Genomic DNA, 23180 nt, shown 5'->3' with positions numbered 1-23180 from the left:
TATTTTATGAGCTTTTTGACACTTCAGAACATCAAAAAATCCTTCGGTCAGGTTCAGGTCGTCCATGATTTCAACATGGCCATCGAGCAGGGCGAATTCGTTTCCTTCCTTGGACCATCGGGCTGCGGCAAGACCACCATCCTGCGGATGATTGCCGGTTTCGAGACGCCGAGTGCTGGCAGCATCGTCGTCAAGGGCAAGGACCAGACAACGCTGAAACCGAACCAGCGCAACATCGGCATGGTGTTTCAGGCCTATGCACTGTTTCCCAATATGAATGTCTATGAAAACGTTGCCTTCGGCCTCAAGATCGCGGGCAAGCCCAAGGCGGAAATCGATGCGCGGGTGAAGGAAATGCTGGCACTGATCCATCTCGATCATCTGGCTGACCGCTACCCCTACCAGATGTCCGGCGGGCAGCAGCAGCGCGTGGCGCTGGCACGTGCGCTCGCTCCCAAGCCGCAGGTTCTGTTGCTGGACGAACCGCTGTCTGCGCTCGACGCCAAAATCCGCGTCTCGCTGCGCGAAGAAATTCGCAGTATTCAGCGCAAGCTCGGTATCACCACCATTTTCGTCACCCACGATCAGGAAGAGGCGCTGACGATATCCGACCGTATCGTGGTGATGAATGCCGGACGCGCCGACCAGATCGGATCGCCCTTCGACATTTATAACAAGCCCGCCACGCGTTTCGTCGCATCCTTCGTGGGTACGTTGAACCTGATCGACGCTACCGTTGTGGATGCATCGAACAGCACGATCCTGATCGGTGATCAGCAGGTTTCGCTGAAAAAGCCGCTGGGCAAAGGCAATGGCGAGAAGGTCACTGTGGCATTGCGGCCCGAGGCCGGTTCCCTTGGCGAAGCCAATGTCGGTGACGTCGCGATATCAGGCACAGTGACCTCCAGCCACTTCCTCGGCTCGGTCATCCGCACACGCATGGATGTGGGCGGAGCGACGCTCTCCTTCGATATGTTCAACGATCCCGGCAAGACACCACCCGCCATCGGTGAACGGATCACGCTGAAATTTGCATCAGAAGATTTGATGATTGTAGCAGACTGACCGCCGAACGGCGGCCTTAAGTCTTTCCCCAATGCAGGACAGAGCCTGTGGCTTACCCCCTCTGTCCTGCCGGACATCTCCCCCACAGGTGGGGAGATCGACTCGTGGTTATCGCTCGATTATCTCTGACGTCGCGGTAGAGGCTGGGAGTGCGCTCCCATCCGATCTCCCTCCTTGTGGGGGAGATGCCCGGCAGGGCAGAGGGGGGTAAGCCACACCCACTGTCACCCGCTGTATTTCAACGCGCCAAGGACAGACCGTCCTCTCCAAAAAGACATCCCGATTTTCACTCCAACGGTATAGTGACGACGGTATCAGGAGAGCCACCACCGGCCATCGGTGAGCGCATCACGCTGAAATTTGCATCAGAAGATTTGATGATTGTAGCAGGCTGGCGCACTGTTTCTGACTGGGTGATCGGGCTAAAAACGGTCATCTCAGGAGAAAACGCATGCGCGCATTGTTCTACGAACGCTTCGGCGAAGCACCCCTCATCGCCAATCTGCCGGACCCGGAGCCGACGCCGGGCGGCGTGGTGATATCGGTCAAGGCGACAGGTCTGTGCCGCAGCGACTGGCATGGCTGGATGGGCCATGACACCGACATCCGCTTGCCGCATGTACCGGGCCATGAATTCGCGGGCGTGATTTCCGCCGTGGGCAAGAACGTTATGCGCTTCAAGGTCGGTGACCGCGTCACGGTGCCGTTCGTCTCCGGCTGCGGCCATTGCCAGGAGTGCCGCTCCGGCAACCAGCAGGTTTGCGAAACGCAGTTCCAGCCGGGCTTTACCCATTGGGGCTCCTACGCGGAATATGTCGCCATCGACTACGCCGACCAGAACCTCGTGCATATGCCCGATGAGATGGGCTTCGATACCGCCGCCAGCCTCGGTTGCCGCTTTGCCACCTCGTTTCGCGCTGTTGTCGATCAGGGTCGGCTGAAGGGTGGCGAGTGGTTGGCGGTGCATGGCTGCGGCGGCGTCGGCCTCTCCGCCATCATGATCGGTGCGGGGCTGGGCGCACAGGTGGTCGCCATCGACATTGCCGAAGACAAGTTGGCGCTGGCGAAAGAACTGGGCGCGACCGCGACGATCAACAGCCGCGAAGTGGCTGACGTGGCCGAAGCCGTACGTGACATCACCGGCGGCGGCGCGCATGTCTCCGTTGATGCGCTGGGCCACCCGCAAACCTGCTGCAACTCCATCACCAATCTGCGCCGTCGCGGACGCCATGTGCAGGTGGGCCTGATGCTGGCCGACCATTCCATGCCACAGATACCGATGGCGCGCGTCATTGCGCATGAGCTGGAAATCTATGGCAGCCACGGCATGCAGGCCTGGCGTTATGATGATATGCTGGCGATGATCAGGTCGGGCAAGCTTTCGCCGGAAAAGCTGATCGGGCGGCACATCTCGCTTTCCGACGCAGTGACCGCCCTGCCCGAAATGAACAGTTTTAGGGATAGCGGCATCAGCATCATCGACCGGTTCGAGTGAGGCCTAACAAACAGGAAACCGCATGCTCTATCTCGACAGCATCACAGCAAAAGACGCTTTCGATACCGCCGCGGAATACCCCTTCTCCGTTCCGGCCCTCAAAGGCCTTGAACGTCTGGAATTAAAAACGCCGATCACCTTCTTTGCCGGAGATAATGGCTCCGGCAAATCCACCCTGCTGGAAGCGATTGCGGCTGGCATGAAGGCCTATTCCATCGGCACACATGGCCAGGTGGCGGGCGACATCTATCTTCAACATGCGGAAAAGCTGGCGGGTGCACTTTACTTTGCCAGAAAGAAATATCCCAAGGTGCGCATGTTCATGCGATCCGAGGATGTGCTGGGATATGTGCGTCGCCTGAACGAAGAAAAGCTCGATGACTTCAGGTATTATCGGGACAAAGCGTTACAGGAAGGCGACCCCCTCCCCGAGGAAACACCTGATACCTTCGGCAGCATCGTCAGAAACAACCCTCTCGATCAGCGCTCCCATGGCGAAGGGTTTCTGGATATTTTGGAGGAGAGACTACACGGTGCGGGTCTCTATTTCCTCGATGAACCGGAAAGTCCTCTTTCACCGCTGAAGCAACTGACGCTTGCCACCATCATCCGGCAGGCGGCCGATAATGGTGCACAATTGATCATCGCGACCCATTCGCCGGTGTTGCTGGCGATACCGGAAGCGACGATCTACTCCTTCAGCGAGGATGGCATTACAGAGAAGCTTTACGACGAACTCGACAATATTCAGTTTTTGCGGCGCTTCCTCGACCGCCCCACCAAGTTTCTGGACGACTAGTCAATCAGCAGCTTTCCGGCTGCTAGACCGATATCAAGCCGCAGCCATAACCGCTAAAATCGTCATCAGCGCCGAAATTCGATTGATCTTGCTGGCCGTGTAAGACGCCACCCCATCCCTACCGCGGACCAGCCGGGCGCCGATATACAGTACGGTGTGGGCCACGAAAAAGAAGACGAGCGGGCCAATGATGAGGGCGGCGACGCCCTCGCCCCATTTGCCATCGCTTGCGGCACCGGTCACGACATGGGCGCTGAGGATCGTGAGGGTGATGAAGACCAGCAAGAGAGAAGAAAGCTGCTGCACGTTAATCTCCAATGAGGACACCAATGGAAGTCACAACCTTTGAATACATTCAAATAGTCTAATATTATATAAAGGCGTTATCAACAATTGTGCCTTCTGGCGGATACGCACGGCAATGCGTAGCGCCAAAACAGCAAAAAGCGCGGAACGATCCGCGCTTTTTCTATGTAAAATCAATACTTAAGAGCCGACTTCGGAATCAGGCCCACAACCACCTGAATCGAATTATCAGGCGGCGGTCTCCACCTCTTTTTCGGCCTCGGTCGGGACATAGTTGAGGACAGGGCCGAGCCAGCGTTCGACTTCTTCCAGCGCCATGCCCTTGCGCTGGGCATAGTCCTGCACCTGATCACGCTCCACCTTGGCAACGCCGAAATAGTAGCTTTCCGGGTGACCGATGTAGATGCCGGACACGGAAGAGCCGGGCCACATGGCATAGCTTTCGGTCAGCACCACGCCCGTTTCTTCCGTCGCATCCAGCAGGCGGAATAGGGTTTCCTTTTCGGTGTGGTCGGGCTGGGCCGGATAGCCCGGGGCTGGGCGAATGCCCGCATAGGCCTCACCGATCAGATCATCAGGGCCGAAGCTCTCGTCAGCCGCATAGCCCCAGAACTCCTTGCGCACACGCTCATGCATGCGTTCGGCAAAGGCTTCGGCGAAACGGTCGGCCAGCGCCTTGACGAGGATGGAGGAGTAATCGTCATTGGCCCGCTCGAAACGTTCGGCAATCGCCACTTCCTCGATGCCCGCCGTGACAACAAAGCCGCCGACATAATCGGTGACGCCAGTGTCCTGCGGCATGACGAAATCCGACAGCGCCACATTGGGGCGGCCATCGCGCTTGGACAGTTGTTGGCGAAGCGTGAAGAAGGTGGCGAGGTCTTCCTTCCGGCTCTCATCCGTAAACAGACGGATATCGTCGCCCACCGCATTGGCAGGCCAGAAGCCTATGACGGCGCGCGGGCGGAACCACTGCTCGTCGATGATCTGCTTCAACATGGCCTGCGCATCGGCAAAGAGCTGACGTGCTGCCTCGCCCTGCTTCTCGTCTTGAAGAATGGCGGGGTAGCGACCCTTCATCTCCCATGTCTGGAAGAACGGTGTCCAGTCGATGTACTTGGCAAGCTCTTCCAGATCATAGGCTTCGAAGGTCTTGGTGCCCAGGAACTGCGGTTTGACCGGCTGGTAGGCCGTCCAGTCCACCTTATGGGCATTGGCGCGAGCGCGCGACAAAGGCAGACGCAGCTTTTCCCGCTCGTTGCGAGCGTGAGCTTCGGCCACCTTGGCATATTCGGCGCGGATGCCATCGATATAGGCTGGCTTCTGATCTTCCGACAGCAGAGCAGACACGACACCCACGGCGCGCGAGGCATCGGTCACGTAGATAGCCTGACCCTTCTCATAGCGTGGATGGATTTTGACCGCCGTATGGACGCGGCTGGTCGTGGCACCACCGATGAGCAGCGGAATGTCGAAACCCTGACGCTCCATTTCAGCGGCAACATGCACCATTTCATCCAGCGACGGGGTAATGAGGCCGGATAGGCCGATGACATCGACCTTCTCGGCAATCGCCGTTTCCAGAATCTTGGTGGCGGGCACCATGACGCCGAGATCGATGATCTCGTAATTGTTGCAGGCGAGAACGACGCCGACAATGTTCTTGCCGATATCGTGCACGTCGCCCTTCACGGTCGCCATCAGCACCTTGCCGGCGGCCTTGCGCTGATCACCGCCATTGAGGCGCTTCTCTTCTTCCATGTACGGCAGAAGCACGGCCACGGCCTGCTTCATCACGCGGGCGGACTTGACCACCTGCGGCAGGAACATCTTGCCGGAACCGAACAGATCGCCGACCACATTCATGCCCGCCATCAGCGGACCCTCGATGACATGCAGCGGACGGGCAGCACTCTGGCGCGCCTCTTCCGTATCGGCATCGATGTAATCGGTGATGCCGTTGACCAGTGCGTGTTCCAGACGCTTTTCCACCGGCCATTCACGCCAGGCGAGATCCTGCACCTTGGCTTCGCGGCCCGGACCGCCCCGGAACTTTTCCGCCACTTCCAGCAGCCGTTCGGTGCCATCAGCGCGGCGGTTCAGCACCACGTCTTCGCAGGCTTCGCGCAGTTCCGGGTCGATGCTTTCGTAAACTGCCAGCTGACCGGCATTGACGATGCCCATATCCATGCCAACCTGAATGGCATGGTAGAGGAACACGGCGTGCATGGCTTCGCGCACCGGCTCATTGCCACGGAAGGAGAAGGACAGGTTGGAAACACCGCCGGAAATATGCACCAGCGGCATGGTTTCGCGGATGGTCTTGGTGGCGTTGATGAAATCGACGCCGTAATTATTGTGCTCCTCGATACCGGTGGCAACCGCAAAGACGTTGGGGTCGAAGATGATATCTTCGGGAAGAATGCCCGCTTTTTCGGTCAGCAGCTTATAGGCGCGGGTGCAGATTTCCACCTTGCGCTCGTAAGTGTCGGCCTGCCCCACCTCGTCAAAGGCCATGACGACGACGGCGGCACCGTAATGGCGCACCAGACGCGCCTGCTCCAGAAACTTGTCCTCGCCTTCCTTCAGCGAGATGGAGTTGACGATGGACTTACCCTGAACGCATTTAAGGCCAGCCTCGATGATCTCCCACTTGGAACTGTCGATCATGACAGGCACGCGGGCGATATCCGGCTCGGCAGCGATGAGGTTGAGGAATTCGACCATGGCCTTCTGGCTGTCGATCAGGCCTTCATCCATGTTGATGTCGATGATCTGCGCGCCGTTTTCCACCTGATCACGGGCGACAGCGAGAGCCGCCGTATAGTCGCCAGCGGTGATGAGCTTGCGGAACTTGGCAGAACCGGTGACGTTGGTGCGCTCGCCGACGTTGACGAAGGGAATGTCCTTGGTCAGCACGAAGGGTTCGAGGCCAGACAGCGACATGAAGGAGCGATGTTCCGGCACCTTGCGCGGCGGATATTTTGCAACGGCTTCGGCAATCGCGCGAATATGCTCCGGGGTCGAGCCGCAGCAACCGCCAACCACGTTGACGAGGCCTTCGCGGGCGAATTCCTCGACCTGTGCCGCCATCATTTCGGGTGTTTCGTCATACTGGCCGAATTCGTTCGGCAGGCCCGCGTTGGGATAGGCGCAGATGAAGGTGTCGGCAACCTCGGACAATTCCTGCAAATGCGGACGCATGGCGCTGGCACCCAGCGCGCAGTTCAGGCCGATTGTGAAGGGGTTGGCGTGGCGAACGGAATTCCAGAAGGCAGATGGCGTCTGGCCCGAGAGCGTGCGGCCGGAAAGGTCTGTGATCGTGCCCGAGATCATCACCGGCAGATGAATGCCCTTGGCGGCGAAGCGCTCTTCGCAGGCAAAGATCGCGGCCTTGGCGTTCAGCGTATCGAAAATGGTTTCGATGAGAATGAGATCGGCACCGCCATCGATCAGGCCGTCGATCTGCTCGCCATAGGCAATGCGCAGATCATCGAAGCTGACGGCGCGGTAGCCGGGATTGTTGACGTCTGGAGAAATAGAGGCCGTGCGGTTGGTGGGGCCAATGGCACCGGCCACGAAACGACGGCGACCGTCTTCCCGCTCCGCACGTAGGGCAGCGCGACGCACGATGAACGCGCCTTCGCGGTTCATGTCATAGACGGCACCTTCCATCTCGTAATCCGCCTGCGCAATGCGCGTGGAGGAAAACGTGTTGGTTTCCAGAATATCTGCACCCGCCATGGCGTAGCGATAATGGATTTCCTCGATAGCATCAGGCTGGGTCAGAATGAGAAGGTCATTGTTGCCCTGCTGATGACAGGCGCAGCCGATGAAGCGATCACCACGGAAATGGTCTTCGTTGAAACCAAGCCCCTGAATCTGCGTGCCCATGGCACCATCGAGAACAAGGATACGCTCCTGTGCCGCCTGACGCAGCGCCTTCAGGATTTCCGCGCCGTCTCTTTTGCCCCCTACAGGACCAAACAGATCTTCCAACATCGGCACACTCCTCATTCTCTTGCTGATTTGCAATATCTCAGTCACATAAAGATATCTTTATGTCAATATATGGTCGATTCACGGCGATACTATTGCGTTCTACCTCAAGGGTACGAAATTTCCGTTATGGATGACACCGTTACGTCCTAAAGATATAGACAATCGCAACAGGCATATCACGAGGAGGAAGAGATGACCGAGGCGGAACACCCGAAAACCAATTGGAGCACCCTGCCCTGGCACCGGCAATGGCTGGTCAAGCAGGCCGAGGGTCTGTTCGACTTCTTCCAGTACCGCGCCATCAATCCCAAGGGTGGCTTTTTCGATCTCGATCGGCAGGGCGCGCCGTTGCAGCCGGACAACCCGGTGCGTGGCATTCACATGTCGGCGCGCATGGTGCACTGCTTCTCCATCGGCCATCTGCTGGGCCGCCCCGGTTGCGGCGATGTCATCGACCACGGCATGACCTATTTGTGGAACCACCACCGCGATACAGAGCATGGCGGCTACTTCTGGCAGGTGAATGAGGACGGCCCTGTCGATGCCAGCAAGCAGGGTTACGGCCACGCCTTCGTGCTTCTCGCCGCCTCCTCGGCAAAGGCCGTGGGACACCCGCTGGCAGACCAGATGCTGGCGGATATTACCGAGGTTTTGAACACGAAATTCTGGGAAGAGCAGCACGGCGCCATCAACGAGGAATTCTACCGCGACTGGTCTCCCATCGAGAACTATCGCGGCCAGAACTCCAACATGCATCTGACCGAAGCGCTGATGGCAGCTTTCGAAGTGACCGGCGACAAGGCCTATCTGACGAAGGCTGAGCGCATTGCCGATCTGGTCATTCGCCGCGCCGCCGGTGCTCTGGACTTCCGCGTGCCGGAGCATTTCGATGCAAACTGGGTTCTGGACAAGGACTATCGCGGCAACGAAATGTTTCGCCCTTCCGGCTCCACCCCCGGCCACTGGCTGGAATGGGCGCGCCTCATTCTTCAGCTCTGGGTGCTGGGCGAGCGAAAGCATGACTGGATGCCGACGGCGGCAAAATCGCTGTTCGTGCAGTCCATGTCTCTGGGCTGGGACCGTGAAAAGGGCGGCTTCTTCTATACGCTGGGCTGGGACAATGTGCCCGCCAAGCGCGAGAAGCTCTGGTGGCCGATGTGCGAGGCGGCAGGTGCGGCCCACTTCCTCAACGAGCATCTGCCCGCCGACGAGTTCTACGAAGACAGCTACCGCCGCATCTGGAGCACCATCGCCACGAGCTTCCTCGACCATCAGAACGGTGGCTGGCATGAGGAGCTGACGGAAAACCTCACACCCGCCAACACCATCTTCCCCGGCAAGGGCGACATCTACCACGCGCTGCAAGCCTGCCTTATCCCGCTATTTCCAGCGGATGGCAGCTTGACGAAGGTGATTTCGGATAAGGGCGGGCGGTTTTAGCACGCCCATCAAATTGGCAGGAGAAGCCACTCACTTCTCCGCCGTCACCCTCGGGCTTGTCCCGAGGGTCTAACGAACCCCAACATCAAACGTTGTTAGATCCTCGGGACAAGCACGAGGATGACGAACATCGTGGTTCAGCCCTGCGTCAAAACCCCAGCGTTTCCTCGAAATCATCCCAGGACTGATACATCTCGTAACGACCGACGCCCTTGATCGGCACATGGCCGTAATAGGGAGACAGCTGAAACTCGGCAGCGCTTTCGCTTTTCTTGGCGACCGCGCCGACGTAGATGGCCGAGGCAAGCCCGGTGCGGTTCGCGCCGTGTTCGCAGTGGATGAGGATAGGCTTTGGCGCATCCTTCATGATGCGCACCAGTTCTTCGGCGCGGGCTTGGGGCAATTCCTTGCTGGAACTCAGCGGGAAATCGATGAGGCTGACGCCATTGGCATTGGCCGCGGACTTCTCGTCGTCGTACCACCCTTTCGGGTTCTCATCGCGCAAATTGATGATGGTCTTGATGCCGAATTGATGCGCGTATTTCGCCACATCCGCACCGCTTGGCTGGGCCGAGCGGTAGAGTTCTCCCGGCAGCACTTCATGGAAGTTTCCGGTCAGCTGGTTGATGCCCATATGTGCGCCGACCGATGCGGGAACCGCGACAAAGCAAAGCACGGCTATTTTCAAAACCTTGGACAGGGAAACCAAAATGCAGACCTTCTGGAGCAATTCAAGAATTGCCCGGCAGATGACATCGCCGCCAGTCACATACAAGCCCCTCAAGGTTGCAGGCCGGTCTGGGCGGGTTAACGCGGCGCAGCCGTAGTCACGCTACAAGCGTTAAGGACTGGCTCTTATTAGCAGATTTTCCGGCACCAATATTCGGCTTCAAAAAATCGTGAGAAAATCCGCTACAGCATCGTCAGCGCGCTATTCGAACTCCGCCGAATTGATGGTGACGCGCCATTCGAGATTCTTCGGATCGACATTTTCATTGTTGCGCAAACGGAACGGGCGGCATGCGGCATAGCTCTCATGCGCCTCCAGCCGACGCTCGCTGACCTGATAGGGATCGAAGGAAACGGAAGCGCGAAACGCCGCTTCGAAACCTTCCAGCGTATAGGTCAGCCGCCGCACCGGAACATTGTTGGTGTTTTGAAAGGTGATGCGAATGGGGGCGCTGGCCTCCGTGCAGGACGGATCGAACGACGCCGTAGCAATGATCGCCTCCAGCCGCTCACCCGTGCGCAGCCAATCGAACAAAACCCACGCCGCCGTGGCCGCCCAGACGACGGCCAGACCGATGACGACGGGCTTCAGATGCTTCGGATAGGCGATCAGAAACAGCAGCAAGGCTGCGGTCAGTACAATGCCAACAATCATGAATTGGCCCCGGCCGCGTCGTTACTTGCGTGATGTGTCAATGAATGCCTCCCCAGCAGTGAGCGAGATGTCATAAGGCGCGTCAGCGTGTGTGGCTTACCCCCCTCTGTCCTGCCGGACATCTCCCCCTCAAGGGGGGAGATCAGCAAGACGTCCTCTCGCCGCTCTATCCGCAAGGTTTGAGATGGGCGATAAGCTTGCCGCAATTCGATCTCCCCCCTTGAGGGGGAGATGTCCGGCAGGACAGAGGGGGGTAAGCCACGCGCGCTGACGCCTATGGTCATCTACCGCTCTATCTTCCAACAACTCTATGTCCACCCACCACCATGTCAAGGCGAGCGGGCAATCACTTACACGTTAAGCGCCTATGGAAATTGACGAATTTACCGCCGCCCCTCGCCCAACGCATCAGAAATCCCAATCGTCATCCTCCGTGGCAACCGCCTTGCCGATAACATAGGATGAGCCGGAGCCAGAGAAGAAGTCGTGGTTTTCGTCTGCATTGGGGGATAGGGCAGACAAAATGGCCGGGTTGACCTTGCAGGCTTCTGCCGGGAAAAGCGCTTCGTAACCGAGGTTCATCAGCGCCTTGTTGGCATTGTAATGCAGGAATTTTTTGACGTCTTCGGTCAGACCGACGCCGTCATACAGCGCTTCGGTGTATTTCGCCTCGTTGTCGTAAAGCTCCAGCAGCAGGTCGAAGGCGAAATCCTTGATCTCCTGTTTGCGGGTCTCGTCCAGATGCTCCAGCGCGCGCTGGAACTTATAGCCGATGTAATAGCCATGCACGGCCTCGTCGCGGATGATGAGGCGGATGAGATCGGCGGTGTTGGTGAGCCGGGCCCGGCTCGACCAGAACATCGGCAGGTAGAAGCCGGAATAGAACAGGAAGCTTTCGAGAAAGACGCTGGCGATCTTTTTCTTCAGCGGATCGCCGCTATCATATTCGCGCATGATGAGCGCTGATTTGCGCTGCAAGAACTCATTTTCCTCCGACCAGCGATAAGCATCGTCCACATCGGGCGTCGAGCAGAGCGTGGAGAAGATGGAGGAATAGGAGCGCGCATGCACGGCTTCCATGAAGGAGATGTTGGACAGCACCGCCTCCTCATGCTGGGTCGTCGCATCCGCCATGAGCCTGATAGCGCCGACACCGTTCTGGATCGTATCAAGCAGTGTCAACCCGGTGAAAACGCGGATGGTCAGCTGCTGCTCTTCCGGCTTCAGCGTAGCCCAGGACTGGATATCGTTGGACAGCGGCACCTTTTCCGGCAGCCAGAAATTCGATGTCAGGCGGTTCCAGACCTCCAGATCCTTGTCGTCCTCCATACGGTTCCAGTTGATGGCGCGGATACGGTTGATCGGTTTGATTTGCATGTTCATGGTCTTTTCCTTGTCGATCACAGCGTACAGGATACGCAGCCCTGCACTTCCGTGCCGGACAAAGCCATCTGGCGAAGGCGGATGTAGTAGATGGTCTTGATGCCCTTCTTCCACGCATAGATCTGGGCGCGGTTGATATCGCGGGTGGTGGCGGTATCGCGGAAGAACAACGTCAGCGACAGGCCCTGATCCACATGCTGCGTGGCGGCAGCATAGGTATCTATGATCTTTTCAGGCCCGATCTCATAGGCATCCTGATAATATTCGAGATTATCGTTGCTGAGATAGGCGGCGGGATAATAGACGCGTCCGATCTTGCCTTCCTTGCGGATTTCGATTTTCGAAACAATGGGATGGATCGAAGAGGTCGAGTGGTTGATGTAGGAAATGGAGCCTGTGGGCGGCACGGCCTGAAGGTTCTGGTTATAAAGGCCGCCCTCCATCACGGCCTGTTTCAGGGCCTTCCAATCTTCCTGCGTCGGGATGGCGATGCCAGCCTTTTCGAACAGTTCTGCCACGCGTGCCGTCGCAGGCTTCCATTCCTGCGTCACATATTTCTCGAAATAATCGCCGGACGCATATTTGGAGTTCTCGAACCCCTTGAAGCTCTGGCCACGCTCCACCGCCAGCCGGTTAGACGCACGAATGGCGTGATAAGCGACCGTATAGAAATAGATATTGGTGAAATCGACGCCTTCTTCCGAGCCGTAATAAATCCGCTCGCGGGCCAGATAGCCGTGCAGGTTCATCTGGCCAAGCCCAATGGCGTGGCTGTCGTCATTGCCCTTTTCCACCGAGGGAACGGAGGAAATGTGGCTCATGTCAGAGACCGCAGTCAGCGCCCGGATGGAGGTTTCGATGGTCTTGCCAAAATTCTGCGAATCCATGGTGGAGGCGATGTTCAGCGAACCGAGATTGCAGGAGATGTCCTTGCCCATCTGGTCATAGGACAGGTCTTCATTGTAGGTGCTGGCTTCGCTGACCTGCAGGATTTCCGAGCATAGATTGCTCATGGAAATACGTCCGGCAATCGGGTTGGCCCGGTTCACCGTGTCTTCGAACATGATGTAGGGATAACCGCTTTCGAACTGTATCTCCGCAATCACCTGAAAGAAATCACGGGCCTTGATCTTCTTCTTGTGAATGCGGCTGTCGGCCACCATCTCGCGGTATTTTTCGGTGACCGAGATTTCGGTAAAAGGCACGCCATAGACGCGTTCGATATCGTACGGCGAAAAGAGGTACATATCCTCGTTGTTCTTCGCGAGTTCGAAGGTGATATCGGGAATGACCACGCCGAGCGACAATGTCTTGATGCGGATTTTCTCATCCGCATTCTCGCGCTTGGTATCCAGAAAACGCATGATATCCGGGTGGTGGGCGTTGAGATAGACTGCCCCTGCCCCCTGACGCGCGCCCAGTTGGTTGGCGTAGGAAAACGCATCTTCCAGCAGCTTCATGACCGGAATGATGCCGGAAGACTGGTTTTCGATCTGCTTGATCGGCGCACCGGCCTCGCGAATATTGGTAAGCGACAGCGCCACACCGCCGCCGCGCTTGGAGAGCTGCAAGGCAGAATTGATGCCACGCGAGATGGATTCCATATTGTCTTCCACCCGCAGCAGGAAGCACGACACGAGTTCGCCGCGCTGCTTCTTGCCCGCATTGAGGAAGGTCGGCGTCGCGGGCTGGAAACGCCCGGAAATGATCTCGTCCACAAGATCGCGCGCCAGCTGCTCGTTGCCCTGCGCCAGCGTAAACGCCACCATGCAGATGCGGTCTTCGTAGCGCTCCAGATAGCGTTTTCCGTCAAAGGTTTTCAGCGTGTAGCTGGTGTAATATTTGAACGCGCCGAGGAAGGTCGGGAAGCGAAACTTCTTCGCATAGGCGTAATCGAAGAGATCACGCACGAAGTTGAAGGAATACTGATCGAGCACCTGTTGCTCGTAATATCCCTCACTGACCAGATAATCGAGCTTTTCCCGCAGGTTATGGAAGAACACCGTATTCTGGTTCACATGTTGCAGAAAATACTGCCGGGCCGCCATGCGGTCCTTTTCGAACTGAATGTGCCCATCCTCATCATAGAGATTCAGCATGGCGTTCAACGCGTGGTAATCCAGCGTCGGTTCAGTGGATTTCACCGCATGACCCTGCGAGGGCTTGGGGGAGATGGTGGTCAACGTATCCAAAATCGTTCCAATCCATGTTTGACATTGGCGACATCTTCGGGCGTGCCTAGAAGCTCGAAGCGATAGAGAAACGGCACCGCGCATTTGCGCGATACGATGTCTCCCGCCGAGGCGAAGGCCGCGCCGAAATTCGTGTTACCCGCGGCGATGACGCCATGGATGAGACTGCGGTTGGCAACACTGTTGAGAAAATGAATCACGGGCTTGGGCACCGCCCCCTTCAGCCCTCCGCCGCCATAGGTGGGCGTCAGCAGCACGTAAGGCCCGTCCACCTCGGGCGCGTCCTCATCTGCCGAAAGCGGCAGACGCAAAGCCCGCACACCCAGCTTTTCGACAAAGCGATGGGTATTTTCCGAACGGCTGGAATAATAAACGATCAGGCCCATCACATCCCCGGCTGGCTGAACGCTGCACGCCCTGCTGGAGCGAGGCGGCTATAGGCTCAGGCAAGAGCGCCGATCATATCCGGACGGAAGCCTGCCCAGTGCTGTTCACCGGCAATAACCACAGGCACCTGGCGGTAGCCCAGCCCCTGCACCAGCGCATAGGCATCAGCATCCTCGGAGACATCGACAATCCTGTAATCGATGCCCTGACGGTCCAGCGCGCGGGTGGTGGCAGTGCATTGGACGCAGGCGGGTTTGCTGTAGACGGTAATGGTCATGATTTCCTCTTGGGATTGGACAAGCGAGAGCGAACGCGCAACCGGACGAAGCGCGTGGACGACATGGCAATGGAAGCGAACACAGGCCGACAGGCACCGCACCTCACAAAAGATGCGACGTCATCTGGCAGACGCAGACTATCGGGAACGGCTTACGCCACCCGCAGACAGTCACACGAGTGTTGAACACCTTCGCGAAAAGGCACTGGACAAGAAAAACAAACTGGACATGGACTTCACCCCGAAGCAGCTCATGCAGGACATTCGGGAACACGACACGCGCGGCTCCATGCCGCAACAGACGTAATAGCTCCCGGACACCCCGCCCGTTGACGTAATCGCTCTAGGCAGGTCTCCTGGCTCACGGATCAACGTATCTATCCCACCTTCCCGGATCGACATGACCCAGTGGCATTTTGGAACAGACACTCACCGCTTACAGTTGCGGGGGCAGCTACGGCTTTTGAACGCTCATCATGAACGCACCGTATTCCCATCTTAGCCTCACAAGTCTTGCGACTCGAAGGAACCTAGAACACTACATATAGTAGACTAGGTTAATTTCCCGTCAAGACTTATTGCGATTTGTGAGAAATGAGATGGGGAAAACGTTGAGGCTAGGCGGAAGAGGCGTTGAGTACGCCTGCCCGTTGAGGGCCTTTTGGCACCCTGACTAATGCGTCGAGGGTGCGCGTAGCGCGTCAATGAGGGCATAGATCACGGCGACCAGGACCAGCAGGGTCGTGCCACTAAAAGGAAGTGGCAACATGATCTGCTCGGTTGCAAAGGCTCCGCCAACCACCAGAACGATCTGAACCGCAGCAAGAATCAGCATTGTGGTCAGGGGTAAGATCACGCCCCTATTCGCGAAGAAACGGCGGTAGCCAAAAACGAAAACGGGAATCAAGACGGCCGTCACGGCGAAAACATAAACCCTCAGCCACTGTGCGTCCGGCAGCGAATCCGGCGCCAGAAAGGCCAGCGGCATCAGGACATAGCTGCTGGCAGTTGCCGCAAGCAAGGGAGGCCAAACGACCACATTCATCCAGCGTATCGAACCCGTAGCCGCCTTCTTATCCTGATTGCCCAGCACGGCACGTATGGCAAAGACCACCAGGCCGACCGCGACAGCAATGATGCCGATTGCCAACAGAAACTGCGAGCCGCCGACAGCGCCAACTCGCAACATTTCAAAAGACGAAGACAGCTGAGATGGCAGCGTCATCAGCGCGGGCAGAAGCCACAAAATCCAGAAACCGGCGACGAGACTTGGTAGAACGACAAATCGCGACAAGAACAGAAGTACGGCCACACCGCCAACCAGCGACGCGACGATGACCGCCACGCCAAAGGAACTGGCATCAGCCAGAAAACCCATGGTCGATACCATCTGCGCAATGCCAGAAGCCTGCGACACGGCCAAAACCAGTGCGAGGATATTCTCAACCACGACCAGCGCCACGCTGTTTTCCAGACGCGGAACAAAGAGGCGAACGATCTGCCCCAGCGCAAACGCCGTCAGAATAGAGCCCACCCCCAACGCTAGAATCGAGAGCTGCGAGGGAAGACCATTCCTCGACTGCGCTTCCATGAACGCAGGATCGAGCCCCGGCATCGCAATATTCCAGCCAATCATGGCCACAACCGAAATCAAAACCACCTGTCCAAGAACGACAAAAATGCTGCGCTTGCTGGACTCGGAGCTATCAACCGTAACGCTCATGGATTATCCTCTTTATACAACTTAAGATCATAACCAAACTTATCGGCATGTCACGGATTTCCTGGGTAGAAAAGGCATCATACCAGCTGTCAAATCCAGCTGGAGCGGGCACATCTAAAACCCTGCGCATCTTGAAAAGGTTAGCTGCTTGAAGAACATCCTGTTTGTCTGCAGCCAGAACAAGCTGCGTAGCCCTACCGCCGAACAAGTCTTCGCAAACTGGCCCCGAATCGAAGTCTCTTCTGCCGGTACCAACAACGATGCCGAAAACCCGCTCTCCAGCGAGCAGATCGCCTGGGCCGACATCATATTCGTGATGGAAAAAATCCACCGCACGAAAATACAGAGCAAATACCGCGCTGCTTTAAAAGGTAAAAGGCTGATATGCCTCGACATTCCAGATAACTACACGTTCATGGACCCTGCACTGGTCTCAGTGCTGGAAGCGAAGGTACCGAGATATCTTTAGGCCATAAGGGCGTGCCGGATACGGCGGATGTCTTTCACATCAAAGAGCGATTCCGTTAACACATTGATTTTCACAAGGTGAGCCAAAACTATCGATTCATCTTGCCACTCTTTGTGATTCTTTCCCGAGATACAGCGATTCAAGTCGGGACTTTGCACGGACTCGAAACGCTACAAGTTCAAATGAGCATCTGGGCTCTCTCAGCAATAGCGCCATCGGAAAGCAGTTGCTGTGAAAACTCGATGAGATGCTCTATACGTTTATAAAATCCCCATTCCTGAGCGATCTCGGCCACTTCTTCCGGGCGTCCTCCATCGCTTAAGAAAGCCGACAGAGCTTGATAAGCCAAAAATCTTGGCACCTTACTTTCGAAGCGAAATAAGTCGGCAACAGTCCTGGGCTTCGATGTAAATCGAACGCGGACACCCAGAACTACTCGCTCTTCCACACCATACCCGTAGTTGTACCTACCTTGCCAATGGTGCATTCGAGTACCGTCGGGGGCCGTGGGGCGGCATGTCGTGCCGGTAAATCCGAGGGTCCAATGGGCTAGTCGCTCGTCAACTAGGCTATGGAATATCAAAGCGCCTCCCAAACAAAGTATGCCGTCCGGATAACGAATCGCCAATTCAGCAGCCTTGTAGTTCGATCGAGGCTCGCCAGGTCGCCGTAAACAATAGATCCCGTAGTGGATCAGGTCGATTTTCCCGCTATTTCGCATTGTCTTGAGTGCTTCGAAGGGGATTCCAGACCTTAAGAAATCTTTACACCTCCGCACGCTCTGCACTTCGAGCATCGCGAGGATTTTCTCTTCATGGATGGTAAACATGGGCGTCCTTCAACTTACGTTTGTTGGGTTCCGACGGTTCATAGCGTTAGCGACGGCCTGGAACATTCTGACCTCTACTCAAAAGCGGCACTGTGCCAGGTGGGCGGCTTGCGAACGACAGAGGATTTTTGTCCATGACCATCTCGACTTCCGCCCTTTTCCAAACAAGCTTGGTTGCCCTGCCGACCAACGGAAGCGGATAGACACCCTGAGCTTCAAGACGGTCGCGGATCACTCGAACGGAAGCCGTCACGAACCTTCCAGCCAGTATCCGCTGTATTTCCGGGGTAAGAACGTAATTCTTGCGGAACTCGACCAGATCGGAAATTGAAAGCGTACGCGGCAGAAGACCTGTCAGCATCATGTCGTTCAAATTCGGAACATGCGTGCCCAATAAAAACGCTGCATCGGTTTGCGATATCACCATATTCGGAATCTCGCTTCCAACTGTGACCTCGAGAAGCTGCAGGAGCTCTCCCAGACTGCAATAAAGGCGCTGCATCCCAAAGTGACTGCCTGTGTCGCTCGATTGCCAAACCTGAAGGCGTTTCTCGATAATGGCGGAAGCAGTTTCCGGCCAACGATTGGTTGGCATCGGAGAAAATGTCGCCATCGCGACTGACAACCGTACGGCATCCAAGGCTGGTGTGCTCGTTCTGACCACGTTGTCGATCGCCATGATCAGTTTGTCCGTCGAGGCCTTTTCGTAGTATCCGCCGGGCTCCGGAAGCCTTATGAGATGCGAGCATGCACTTTCGTCGCGGGTCAGAAGCCCCGCTGCCGCGAAGCTCGGAAGGAGCGGCTCCGAAAGCCCGGTAAGATGGGCGACCTGTCGAGGAGCAAGGAGCTGCTTGGATCGCTCGATGAGCACGAAGAGCTCTGGCTTGAGAATAAGCACCGGACTATGGCAATCCGTCGAGCGTAGAACGGTCACCCTCGGATCAGACGCCAGAGCCGAGAGGCGCTTGCGGGGAATTCCCGTCAGACCAGAGGCCTCCTCGATCGATATCATCTCGGGTCTGAACCTATTCTCGGCCTTTCTCACCGAGAAAGTCGCCTGCGCGCTTAGCCGCATATTTTCCAGCAGTTCCTGCTTGAGGAGACCACGCAAATGCGGTGCAACCATCGTGTCGTGCGTGATCCACAGAAGTGGACCCAACTCCTTCCCGATCCCATAGTGATGATCATTTCTGAGATGCGCGTCTGCGCGCACCTTGTCTGCCACCTCATACAGCGCGTTAGGCCAGTCGATGAGGACTCTTCCAGCCTGAGACAGATATCGCGGATCGATATCGACAAAGCGCCGGTCCGCGCGCCGGCCGCCGGCCGAAAGACTGAGCGCCTCCGCGACAGCAATCACGAATTCCCACAGGTGGCCAGGCTGCTCGTTAGCGAAGATGTGGGAAGTTTTGGGTCCCATATTCCTGAGACAAGGATCGACAAGCGCGCTCACAAGGTCGAGGCCAGCTTCATAGTCGATCGTCACAAACGGTCTGACGGCGTCCCGCAGATCCTCGCTTCCAATAAGTAATCCGAAACGGTCCCTCGAAACGCAATAGCCGCATTTCTCGACGCCGTACTTGTGGCTAAACCAAAGCTTCTTCTTACATCTGGGACAATGGTCAAGAAGAAGCTGCTTAGTCTCAGGATCGTAGGGCAAGGGCAACAGTGACCAGACTGCGCGAGAATGAAGGGAACGCCTGAGAGCCAGGGGTGACACTCTTCGGAACTGCACAAGTAGGTGCGACGCCCTGATCGGAACACCGAAGAAGTCGACAAAGCCCGCTCTCCCCGGAATTTCGGGCTGCAGAAGCGGACGGAGCTCGTCCACTCCCCCAGGAAGACCGAGCATGTCGGCAATATTATCGGCGAAATTAATGAGTAACGTCGACATCGTCACCGAATCCCTGAAGTAGCGCTTTGAAATCATCTTCCGCAATACGGAACTATCAGGATAGCCATTCACGAAAAGCGCACGCATGATTAGGTCGGCTGCCGACTCGCCCAATATCGGGCGAACCGGAATCACAAGGGTCTTGCCAGCGAGTTCCAAGCGACGTTCGGCCATTTCGGAGGTAAATCTCAGATTGCTCATTTTTTAGGAGCTCTCATGAATTCGAGATAAGGCGAATCCAGGCTTGGACCGTCCCGAAAAGGATTGGTGGAAACGAGTTTTAGCGGTGTCGCCCATGAATCCACCGCCATCTCCAGATGAATGCGCTCCACGGCGGTGGCCTTTTGCGTAAACGCGGCCTCTGCGGCGGCGCGAATTAGCTTCGCAGCCACCCCGATCCGACCTCCCGATACGATATGTACAAGTGCAGGAATGTCGCCGAAAAAGAAGTTGGACTGCCGCTCGAAAAGCCCGTGGCTCCAAAGCTTGCCGCCGAGAGTGCCCAGAAAGTTGGTGAAGATCTCACGCTGTTCCTGGACGAAAAAATTCAGTCGGCTGAAGTCGAGTTCCGGAACTCCACGGAACTTGACCTGATCCTCGCTGAATATCAGGTCGCGAGCGATCGGTGTCCCGATAAACATGAGAGGAACCATGCCGTCGATGAGATATTTCTTAAGATTGTCCTGTACGACCATCGTCTTCTTGTCTGCAAGTCCTGACCGTTCGAGCGCGTGAAATGAGGTCGCGGAGGACAGATGCTGGATCTCGTCAATCGCGATGAGTTCTGTCTCCCACTCCACGATGTGTTTATAGATCCTGCGGCGCTTCCACTGCAGGGTTCCCATCTCCGGGTTGGGATCCCCGAGCGCAGTGAGGAGATCAGTGGCAAGCGACATCGGTGATGCGGGCGCTGAGAGCGTGACGTGGATCACTTTTTTCTGCAGCTTGGCGACGGTCGCTGGCTTCGTGTCCGGGGCGAAGATTCCAAGTTCCATGACATAGGGCACGATCCGGTTTTCGATGTAGGTCGTGACGGACATGGACTTGCCGGAATGCGAGTCGGCCAAGAGCAGCCCGCAGTCCTGCTCTCCCCCCGGCTCCCTGCGTTTCGCTTCTCGAAGGTCGTCGAAAAGCTCGAAGGCGGCATCAAGCCGTGGATGTGGGATGCGTATTTTCTTAAACTCCGCGCGGATATGACCCTTGGAAGTGGCTAGGCACATTGTTGCAACCTTTCGATCAGAGGAGGTGTTGGATCGCCGCGAGCGCATCGTCGGCATCGGGTATGACGAACATTCCAAGGTCCTCCACGGTGGTCAGAGGCTTTACCGGATCCGGAAAGTACTCGAATGCGGGCTTCGGCTTGGTCGACGTGTTAGCCTTCTGCACATTTCGGGCTCGCGTCTGGGCTGCCTTGCGAGCTCCTAGAACTGGTCCTTTCACGGGCAGCGCCGGACCTTTCCGTTCCTTGGCGGGATAGGCGGTGGGAACCTCGTGGCTCTTGCTACCGGATGCCGAAGGGGTCACGAACTTCTCCTCGACGATACTGCCGGCAACGAGTCTTCTGCGCTCGGCCTCGAGCGCCCTAGCATCCTTGCGGGACTTCTTTACCGGCTTGCCCTCGATTGACGGCACCAGCGTGGCATAGTGCGCATCGCGCGCCGCCATCATTTCCACATCACTGTGGAATTCGAGATTGCGGGCATCGGCGAACTCTCTGATCCGCTTTGCGACGGCCCAGGAAAGCATTCGAGAATAATCTGGAAACTTGTTGGGAACCGTTACAAAGCATTTCCTCTTCGGGTTCCAGACATCGATGTAGGAGCAATCCTCCTGATGCTTGACCGCGGCGCACTCGATGGAGTGGCGTTTTGGGACCTTGTGACGGTAGCTGATCGCCGATCCGAAGGCAGCAAGATCGTTGATGAGACCGCTGATGATTTCCGGATGATGGAAAATCTGTCCATCCAGCTTGATACCCTGGGGAGTGATCATGCAGGTGACGGTCTGGCCGAGAGAGACGTCCAATGTAGCGATATCGTCGACCATAGGCCGCCCATGCCGCTCAATCCCCAGCTTCCACTTTCTGGCGGGAGCCATGCCGATTCCCTCATGGACCTCGACATGGTGCATTGTCACGATGGTACGCCAGAGCCGAGGATAGACCTCCTCGATGGACAAAACGGTATCTTCCTGAGGCTTCAGTTCCAGTTCCTTCATGCCGTCCGGTTTCTTCAGGATTCCGCCGGGCAGCCTGTGCCACAGGTGTTCGTTCAAGATTCCAAAGAACCGTTCGACGCTCGCCTTATACTGGGGCGTGCCCTTCGGTGCGAAGATCAGTCCGATCCCGGCCCTCTCGCACATCACCTGGAACGAGACCCCTACGTTCTCGCGGCCGTTGTCCACGACGAAGTAGATCGGTTTGCCGAACCCGTCCGTCGCCCCCTTGTGCTCGCCATATTCGTCAACGAGGAAATCCTTGTATCTGACGACCTGCTTGACGCATTCCATCAGCGAGTAGACCGATGGAGGTTCGAGACTGAGGAAGGCTCCGAGGATCATCCTAGAGAACAGATCCATAGCGATGACGAGCCAAGGTCTGACAAATCCTATCACCTCGCCTTGATCGTTTAGAACCCTGGTCCACCAGTCCACTTCGGTCTGATCGAGAAGGACGTAGTGGAGCGGCCGCAACGGCTGCAAGGGAAGAGAGTGCCCTTTGTAGCGGGTCAATGCGGCCTTCAGCCCATAACGTTGGACGCACCGGTCGTAGGTCTCAGACTCGTTTATCCAGTTGTCCAACGTCGTAGCGCAGGGGCGCTTCATCGCGGCCCCGCCCAGTGAGGCAGTTTCGGCATTCGCGCGATCGAAACGTGAATAGAAGAAAGCCTTGGCCTGGGGCTTCGACACCGCAATGCTCGACCAGTAGTGCTCGAACATCATGGCCTTGAGCTCAAGAACGAGCTTGGGCCACCATTTCTCGGCGCTGTGTTTTCCTCTCTGCGAGACGAAATCGTCCAAATGCCGCCTTCCGGGCACGCCTTTGAGCCATGCGCGTCGGATTGCGCTTGCGGAAGGACACCACATGAACCCCATCGCTAGGGCGGACTCATGTGTGGCGGCTATGAAGCGGTTCAGCTTCTTGGTTGACCGCTTGACGTTGCCGAGAGCGTCCATAGCCAAGACATAGTGAAAAAGCGTACGTCCTTCGAATAGAGCCTTCGCGGCCGCTATCCTCCGATCCCTCTCCCTCCGGTTGATGCCTCCCTCCTGCGGATCCATGTTCGCTCGCGGATCCGGCATAGTCCTTTCCATCGCCGAACCCTGCCCCGATACTCTCGCGATGGCCCCAAGACCTCTCAGGCGCTTGAAGTCGCGCTGCGGAAGATTTCGCTTGTTGCCTGTCTTCGAATCCCTGAACTGAAGATCGCCATTCGACAGCACCGACTTGAACTGCCGCAACCCGGTACAGCCGTTGGTTTCCTTGAACGCATAAAACTCGTCGATCTCGAGATCGAAGTCCCTAAGCATTTCGCAC

Annotated in this window: 19 protein-coding genes and 1 riboswitch; of the genes, 6 read left to right on the top strand and 13 right to left on the bottom strand. The window is 56.8% G+C overall.

The features are described from left to right. Nucleotides 1-6: 6 nt before the first annotated feature. From ABUK73_RS15255 to ABUK73_RS15245, 3 genes are all read left to right on the top strand, one after another. Nucleotides 7-1065 carry an ABC transporter ATP-binding protein gene (locus tag ABUK73_RS15255; protein ID WP_353578030.1) on the top strand — a complete coding sequence of 353 codons (1059 nt, stop codon included), beginning with the start codon at nt 7-9 and terminating at the stop codon, nt 1063-1065. Nucleotides 1066-1516: 451 nt separating this feature from the next. Next, nucleotides 1517-2560: a zinc-dependent alcohol dehydrogenase family protein gene (locus ABUK73_RS15250; protein WP_353578029.1), complete on the top strand. Its 1044-nt coding sequence runs from the start codon at nt 1517-1519 to the stop codon at nt 2558-2560. Between the two features lie 22 nt (nt 2561-2582). Further along, nucleotides 2583-3359, top strand: coding sequence for an AAA family ATPase (locus ABUK73_RS15245; protein WP_353578028.1), 777 nt, complete (start codon nt 2583-2585; stop codon nt 3357-3359). Between the two features lie 33 nt (nt 3360-3392). On the opposite strand, the gene ABUK73_RS15240 is transcribed toward ABUK73_RS15245, so the two are convergent. Both ABUK73_RS15240 and metH read right to left on the bottom strand, forming a co-directional pair. Continuing rightward, nucleotides 3393-3665 carry a hypothetical protein gene (locus tag ABUK73_RS15240; RefSeq protein ID WP_353578027.1) on the bottom strand — a complete coding sequence of 91 codons (273 nt, stop codon included), beginning with the start codon at nt 3663-3665 and terminating at the stop codon, nt 3393-3395. Nucleotides 3666-3893: 228 nt separating this feature from the next. After that, complete coding sequence (gene metH / locus ABUK73_RS15235; protein WP_353578026.1) at nt 3894-7667, bottom strand: methionine synthase; 3774 nt, start codon at nt 7665-7667, stop codon at nt 3894-3896. 192 nt (nt 7668-7859) lie between these two features. Here metH and ABUK73_RS15230 point away from each other — a divergent pair, with 192 nt between their 5' ends. Then, nucleotides 7860-9107 (top strand): AGE family epimerase/isomerase, encoded by a 1248-nt coding sequence (locus ABUK73_RS15230; protein WP_353578025.1) that lies wholly within the window; start codon nt 7860-7862, stop codon nt 9105-9107. A gap of 148 nt (nt 9108-9255) precedes the next feature. Here the strand turns inward: ABUK73_RS15230 and ABUK73_RS15225 are convergent, their stop codons facing one another. The 6 genes from ABUK73_RS15225 to nrdH all read right to left on the bottom strand — a co-directional run bounded on the left by ABUK73_RS15225 (nt 9256) and on the right by nrdH (nt 14730). Further along, nucleotides 9256-9741 (bottom strand): dual specificity protein phosphatase family protein, encoded by a 486-nt coding sequence (locus ABUK73_RS15225; protein ID WP_454892381.1) that lies wholly within the window; start codon nt 9739-9741, stop codon nt 9256-9258. A 297-nt stretch (nt 9742-10038) separates the two neighbouring features. After that, nucleotides 10039-10491, bottom strand: coding sequence for a hypothetical protein (locus ABUK73_RS15220; protein WP_353578024.1), 453 nt, complete (start codon nt 10489-10491; stop codon nt 10039-10041). Between the two features lie 408 nt (nt 10492-10899). Beyond that, nucleotides 10900-11874, bottom strand: coding sequence for a class 1b ribonucleoside-diphosphate reductase subunit beta (gene nrdF / locus ABUK73_RS15215; protein ID WP_353578023.1), 975 nt, complete (start codon nt 11872-11874; stop codon nt 10900-10902). Nucleotides 11875-11891: 17 nt separating this feature from the next. Further along, entirely contained in the window at nt 11892-14066 is a 2175-nt protein-coding gene (gene nrdE, locus ABUK73_RS15210) for a class 1b ribonucleoside-diphosphate reductase subunit alpha (RefSeq protein ID WP_454892380.1), read from the bottom strand. Further along, complete coding sequence (gene nrdI / locus ABUK73_RS15205) at nt 14054-14452, bottom strand: class Ib ribonucleoside-diphosphate reductase assembly flavoprotein NrdI (RefSeq protein ID WP_353578022.1); 399 nt, start codon at nt 14450-14452, stop codon at nt 14054-14056. Before nrdI ends, nrdE begins: the two co-directional genes overlap by 13 nt. A gap of 56 nt (nt 14453-14508) precedes the next feature. Then, nucleotides 14509-14730 carry a glutaredoxin-like protein NrdH gene (nrdH, locus tag ABUK73_RS15200; RefSeq protein ID WP_353578021.1) on the bottom strand — a complete coding sequence of 74 codons (222 nt, stop codon included), beginning with the start codon at nt 14728-14730 and terminating at the stop codon, nt 14509-14511. Here nrdH and ABUK73_RS15195 point away from each other — a divergent pair. After that, nucleotides 14729-15037 carry a hypothetical protein gene (locus ABUK73_RS15195; protein WP_353578020.1) on the top strand — a complete coding sequence of 103 codons (309 nt, stop codon included), beginning with the start codon at nt 14729-14731 and terminating at the stop codon, nt 15035-15037. The genes nrdH and ABUK73_RS15195 overlap by 2 nt on opposite strands. A 22-nt stretch (nt 15038-15059) precedes the next feature. Further along, nucleotides 15060-15279: riboswitch (cobalamin riboswitch) on the bottom strand. Nucleotides 15280-15403: 124 nt separating this feature from the next. On the opposite strand, the gene ABUK73_RS15190 is transcribed toward ABUK73_RS15195, so the two are convergent. Beyond that, nucleotides 15404-16453: a hypothetical protein gene (locus ABUK73_RS15190; protein WP_353578019.1), complete on the bottom strand. Its 1050-nt coding sequence runs from the start codon at nt 16451-16453 to the stop codon at nt 15404-15406. 148 nt (nt 16454-16601) lie between these two features. Between ABUK73_RS15190 and ABUK73_RS15185 the strand changes: the two genes are divergently transcribed. After that, nucleotides 16602-16922: a low molecular weight protein tyrosine phosphatase family protein gene (locus tag ABUK73_RS15185; RefSeq protein ID WP_353578018.1), complete on the top strand. Its 321-nt coding sequence runs from the start codon at nt 16602-16604 to the stop codon at nt 16920-16922. 178 nt (nt 16923-17100) lie between these two features. Here the strand turns inward: ABUK73_RS15185 and ABUK73_RS15180 are convergent, their stop codons facing one another. Genes ABUK73_RS15180 through ABUK73_RS15165 form a run of 4 tightly spaced genes read right to left on the bottom strand, consistent with a single transcriptional unit; the run spans nt 17101 to nt 23173 of the window. Then, nucleotides 17101-17751: a type IV toxin-antitoxin system AbiEi family antitoxin domain-containing protein gene (locus tag ABUK73_RS15180; protein ID WP_353578017.1), complete on the bottom strand. Its 651-nt coding sequence runs from the start codon at nt 17749-17751 to the stop codon at nt 17101-17103. Nucleotides 17752-17797: 46 nt separating this feature from the next. Beyond that, nucleotides 17798-19846 (bottom strand): hypothetical protein, encoded by a 2049-nt coding sequence (locus ABUK73_RS15175; RefSeq protein ID WP_353578016.1) that lies wholly within the window; start codon nt 19844-19846, stop codon nt 17798-17800. Continuing rightward, the gene (locus ABUK73_RS15170; RefSeq protein ID WP_353578015.1) at nt 19843-20865 is read right to left on the bottom strand and encodes an ATP-binding protein; all 1023 of its coding nucleotides are present in this window, start codon (nt 20863-20865) and stop codon (nt 19843-19845) included. The genes ABUK73_RS15175 and ABUK73_RS15170 overlap by 4 nt, the downstream gene beginning before the upstream one ends. 16 nt (nt 20866-20881) lie before the next feature. Further along, on the bottom strand, nt 20882-23173 hold the full coding sequence (locus ABUK73_RS15165) for a transposase family protein (protein ID WP_353578014.1): 2292 nt from the start codon (nt 23171-23173) through the stop codon (nt 20882-20884). Nucleotides 23174-23180: the final 7 nt, after the last annotated feature.

Source organism: Agrobacterium vacciniicorymbosi, assembly GCF_040427045.1.
Lineage (GTDB): Bacteria > Pseudomonadota > Alphaproteobacteria > Rhizobiales > Rhizobiaceae > Agrobacterium.
Note: the sequence above shows the minus strand (reverse complement) of the source record. Positions and strands in the feature narration are given on the sequence as shown.

Coding starts and splice junctions, on each gene's coding strand:
- ABUK73_RS15255 (WP_353578030.1), top strand. CDS start 7: ATGAGCTTTTTGACACTTCAGAACATCAAAAAATCCTTCGGTCAGGTT.
- ABUK73_RS15250 (WP_353578029.1), top strand. CDS start 1,517: ATGCGCGCATTGTTCTACGAACGCTTCGGCGAAGCACCCCTCATCGCC.
- ABUK73_RS15245 (WP_353578028.1), top strand. CDS start 2,583: ATGCTCTATCTCGACAGCATCACAGCAAAAGACGCTTTCGATACCGCC.
- metH (WP_353578026.1), bottom strand. CDS start 7,667: ATGTTGGAAGATCTGTTTGGTCCTGTAGGGGGCAAAAGAGACGGCGCG.
- ABUK73_RS15230 (WP_353578025.1), top strand. CDS start 7,860: ATGACCGAGGCGGAACACCCGAAAACCAATTGGAGCACCCTGCCCTGG.
- ABUK73_RS15225 (WP_454892381.1), bottom strand. CDS start 9,741: ATGGGCATCAACCAGCTGACCGGAAACTTCCATGAAGTGCTGCCGGGA.
- ABUK73_RS15220 (WP_353578024.1), bottom strand. CDS start 10,491: ATGATTGTTGGCATTGTACTGACCGCAGCCTTGCTGCTGTTTCTGATC.
- nrdF (WP_353578023.1), bottom strand. CDS start 11,874: ATGAACATGCAAATCAAACCGATCAACCGTATCCGCGCCATCAACTGG.
- nrdI (WP_353578022.1), bottom strand. CDS start 14,452: ATGGGCCTGATCGTTTATTATTCCAGCCGTTCGGAAAATACCCATCGC.
- ABUK73_RS15195 (WP_353578020.1), top strand. CDS start 14,729: ATGATTTCCTCTTGGGATTGGACAAGCGAGAGCGAACGCGCAACCGGA.
- nrdH (WP_353578021.1), bottom strand. CDS start 14,730: ATGACCATTACCGTCTACAGCAAACCCGCCTGCGTCCAATGCACTGCC.
- ABUK73_RS15190 (WP_353578019.1), bottom strand. CDS start 16,453: ATGAGCGTTACGGTTGATAGCTCCGAGTCCAGCAAGCGCAGCATTTTT.
- ABUK73_RS15180 (WP_353578017.1), bottom strand. CDS start 17,751: ATGTTTACCATCCATGAAGAGAAAATCCTCGCGATGCTCGAAGTGCAG.
- ABUK73_RS15175 (WP_353578016.1), bottom strand. CDS start 19,846: ATGAGCAATCTGAGATTTACCTCCGAAATGGCCGAACGTCGCTTGGAA.
- ABUK73_RS15170 (WP_353578015.1), bottom strand. CDS start 20,865: ATGTGCCTAGCCACTTCCAAGGGTCATATCCGCGCGGAGTTTAAGAAA.
- ABUK73_RS15165 (WP_353578014.1), bottom strand. CDS start 23,173: ATGCTTAGGGACTTCGATCTCGAGATCGACGAGTTTTATGCGTTCAAG.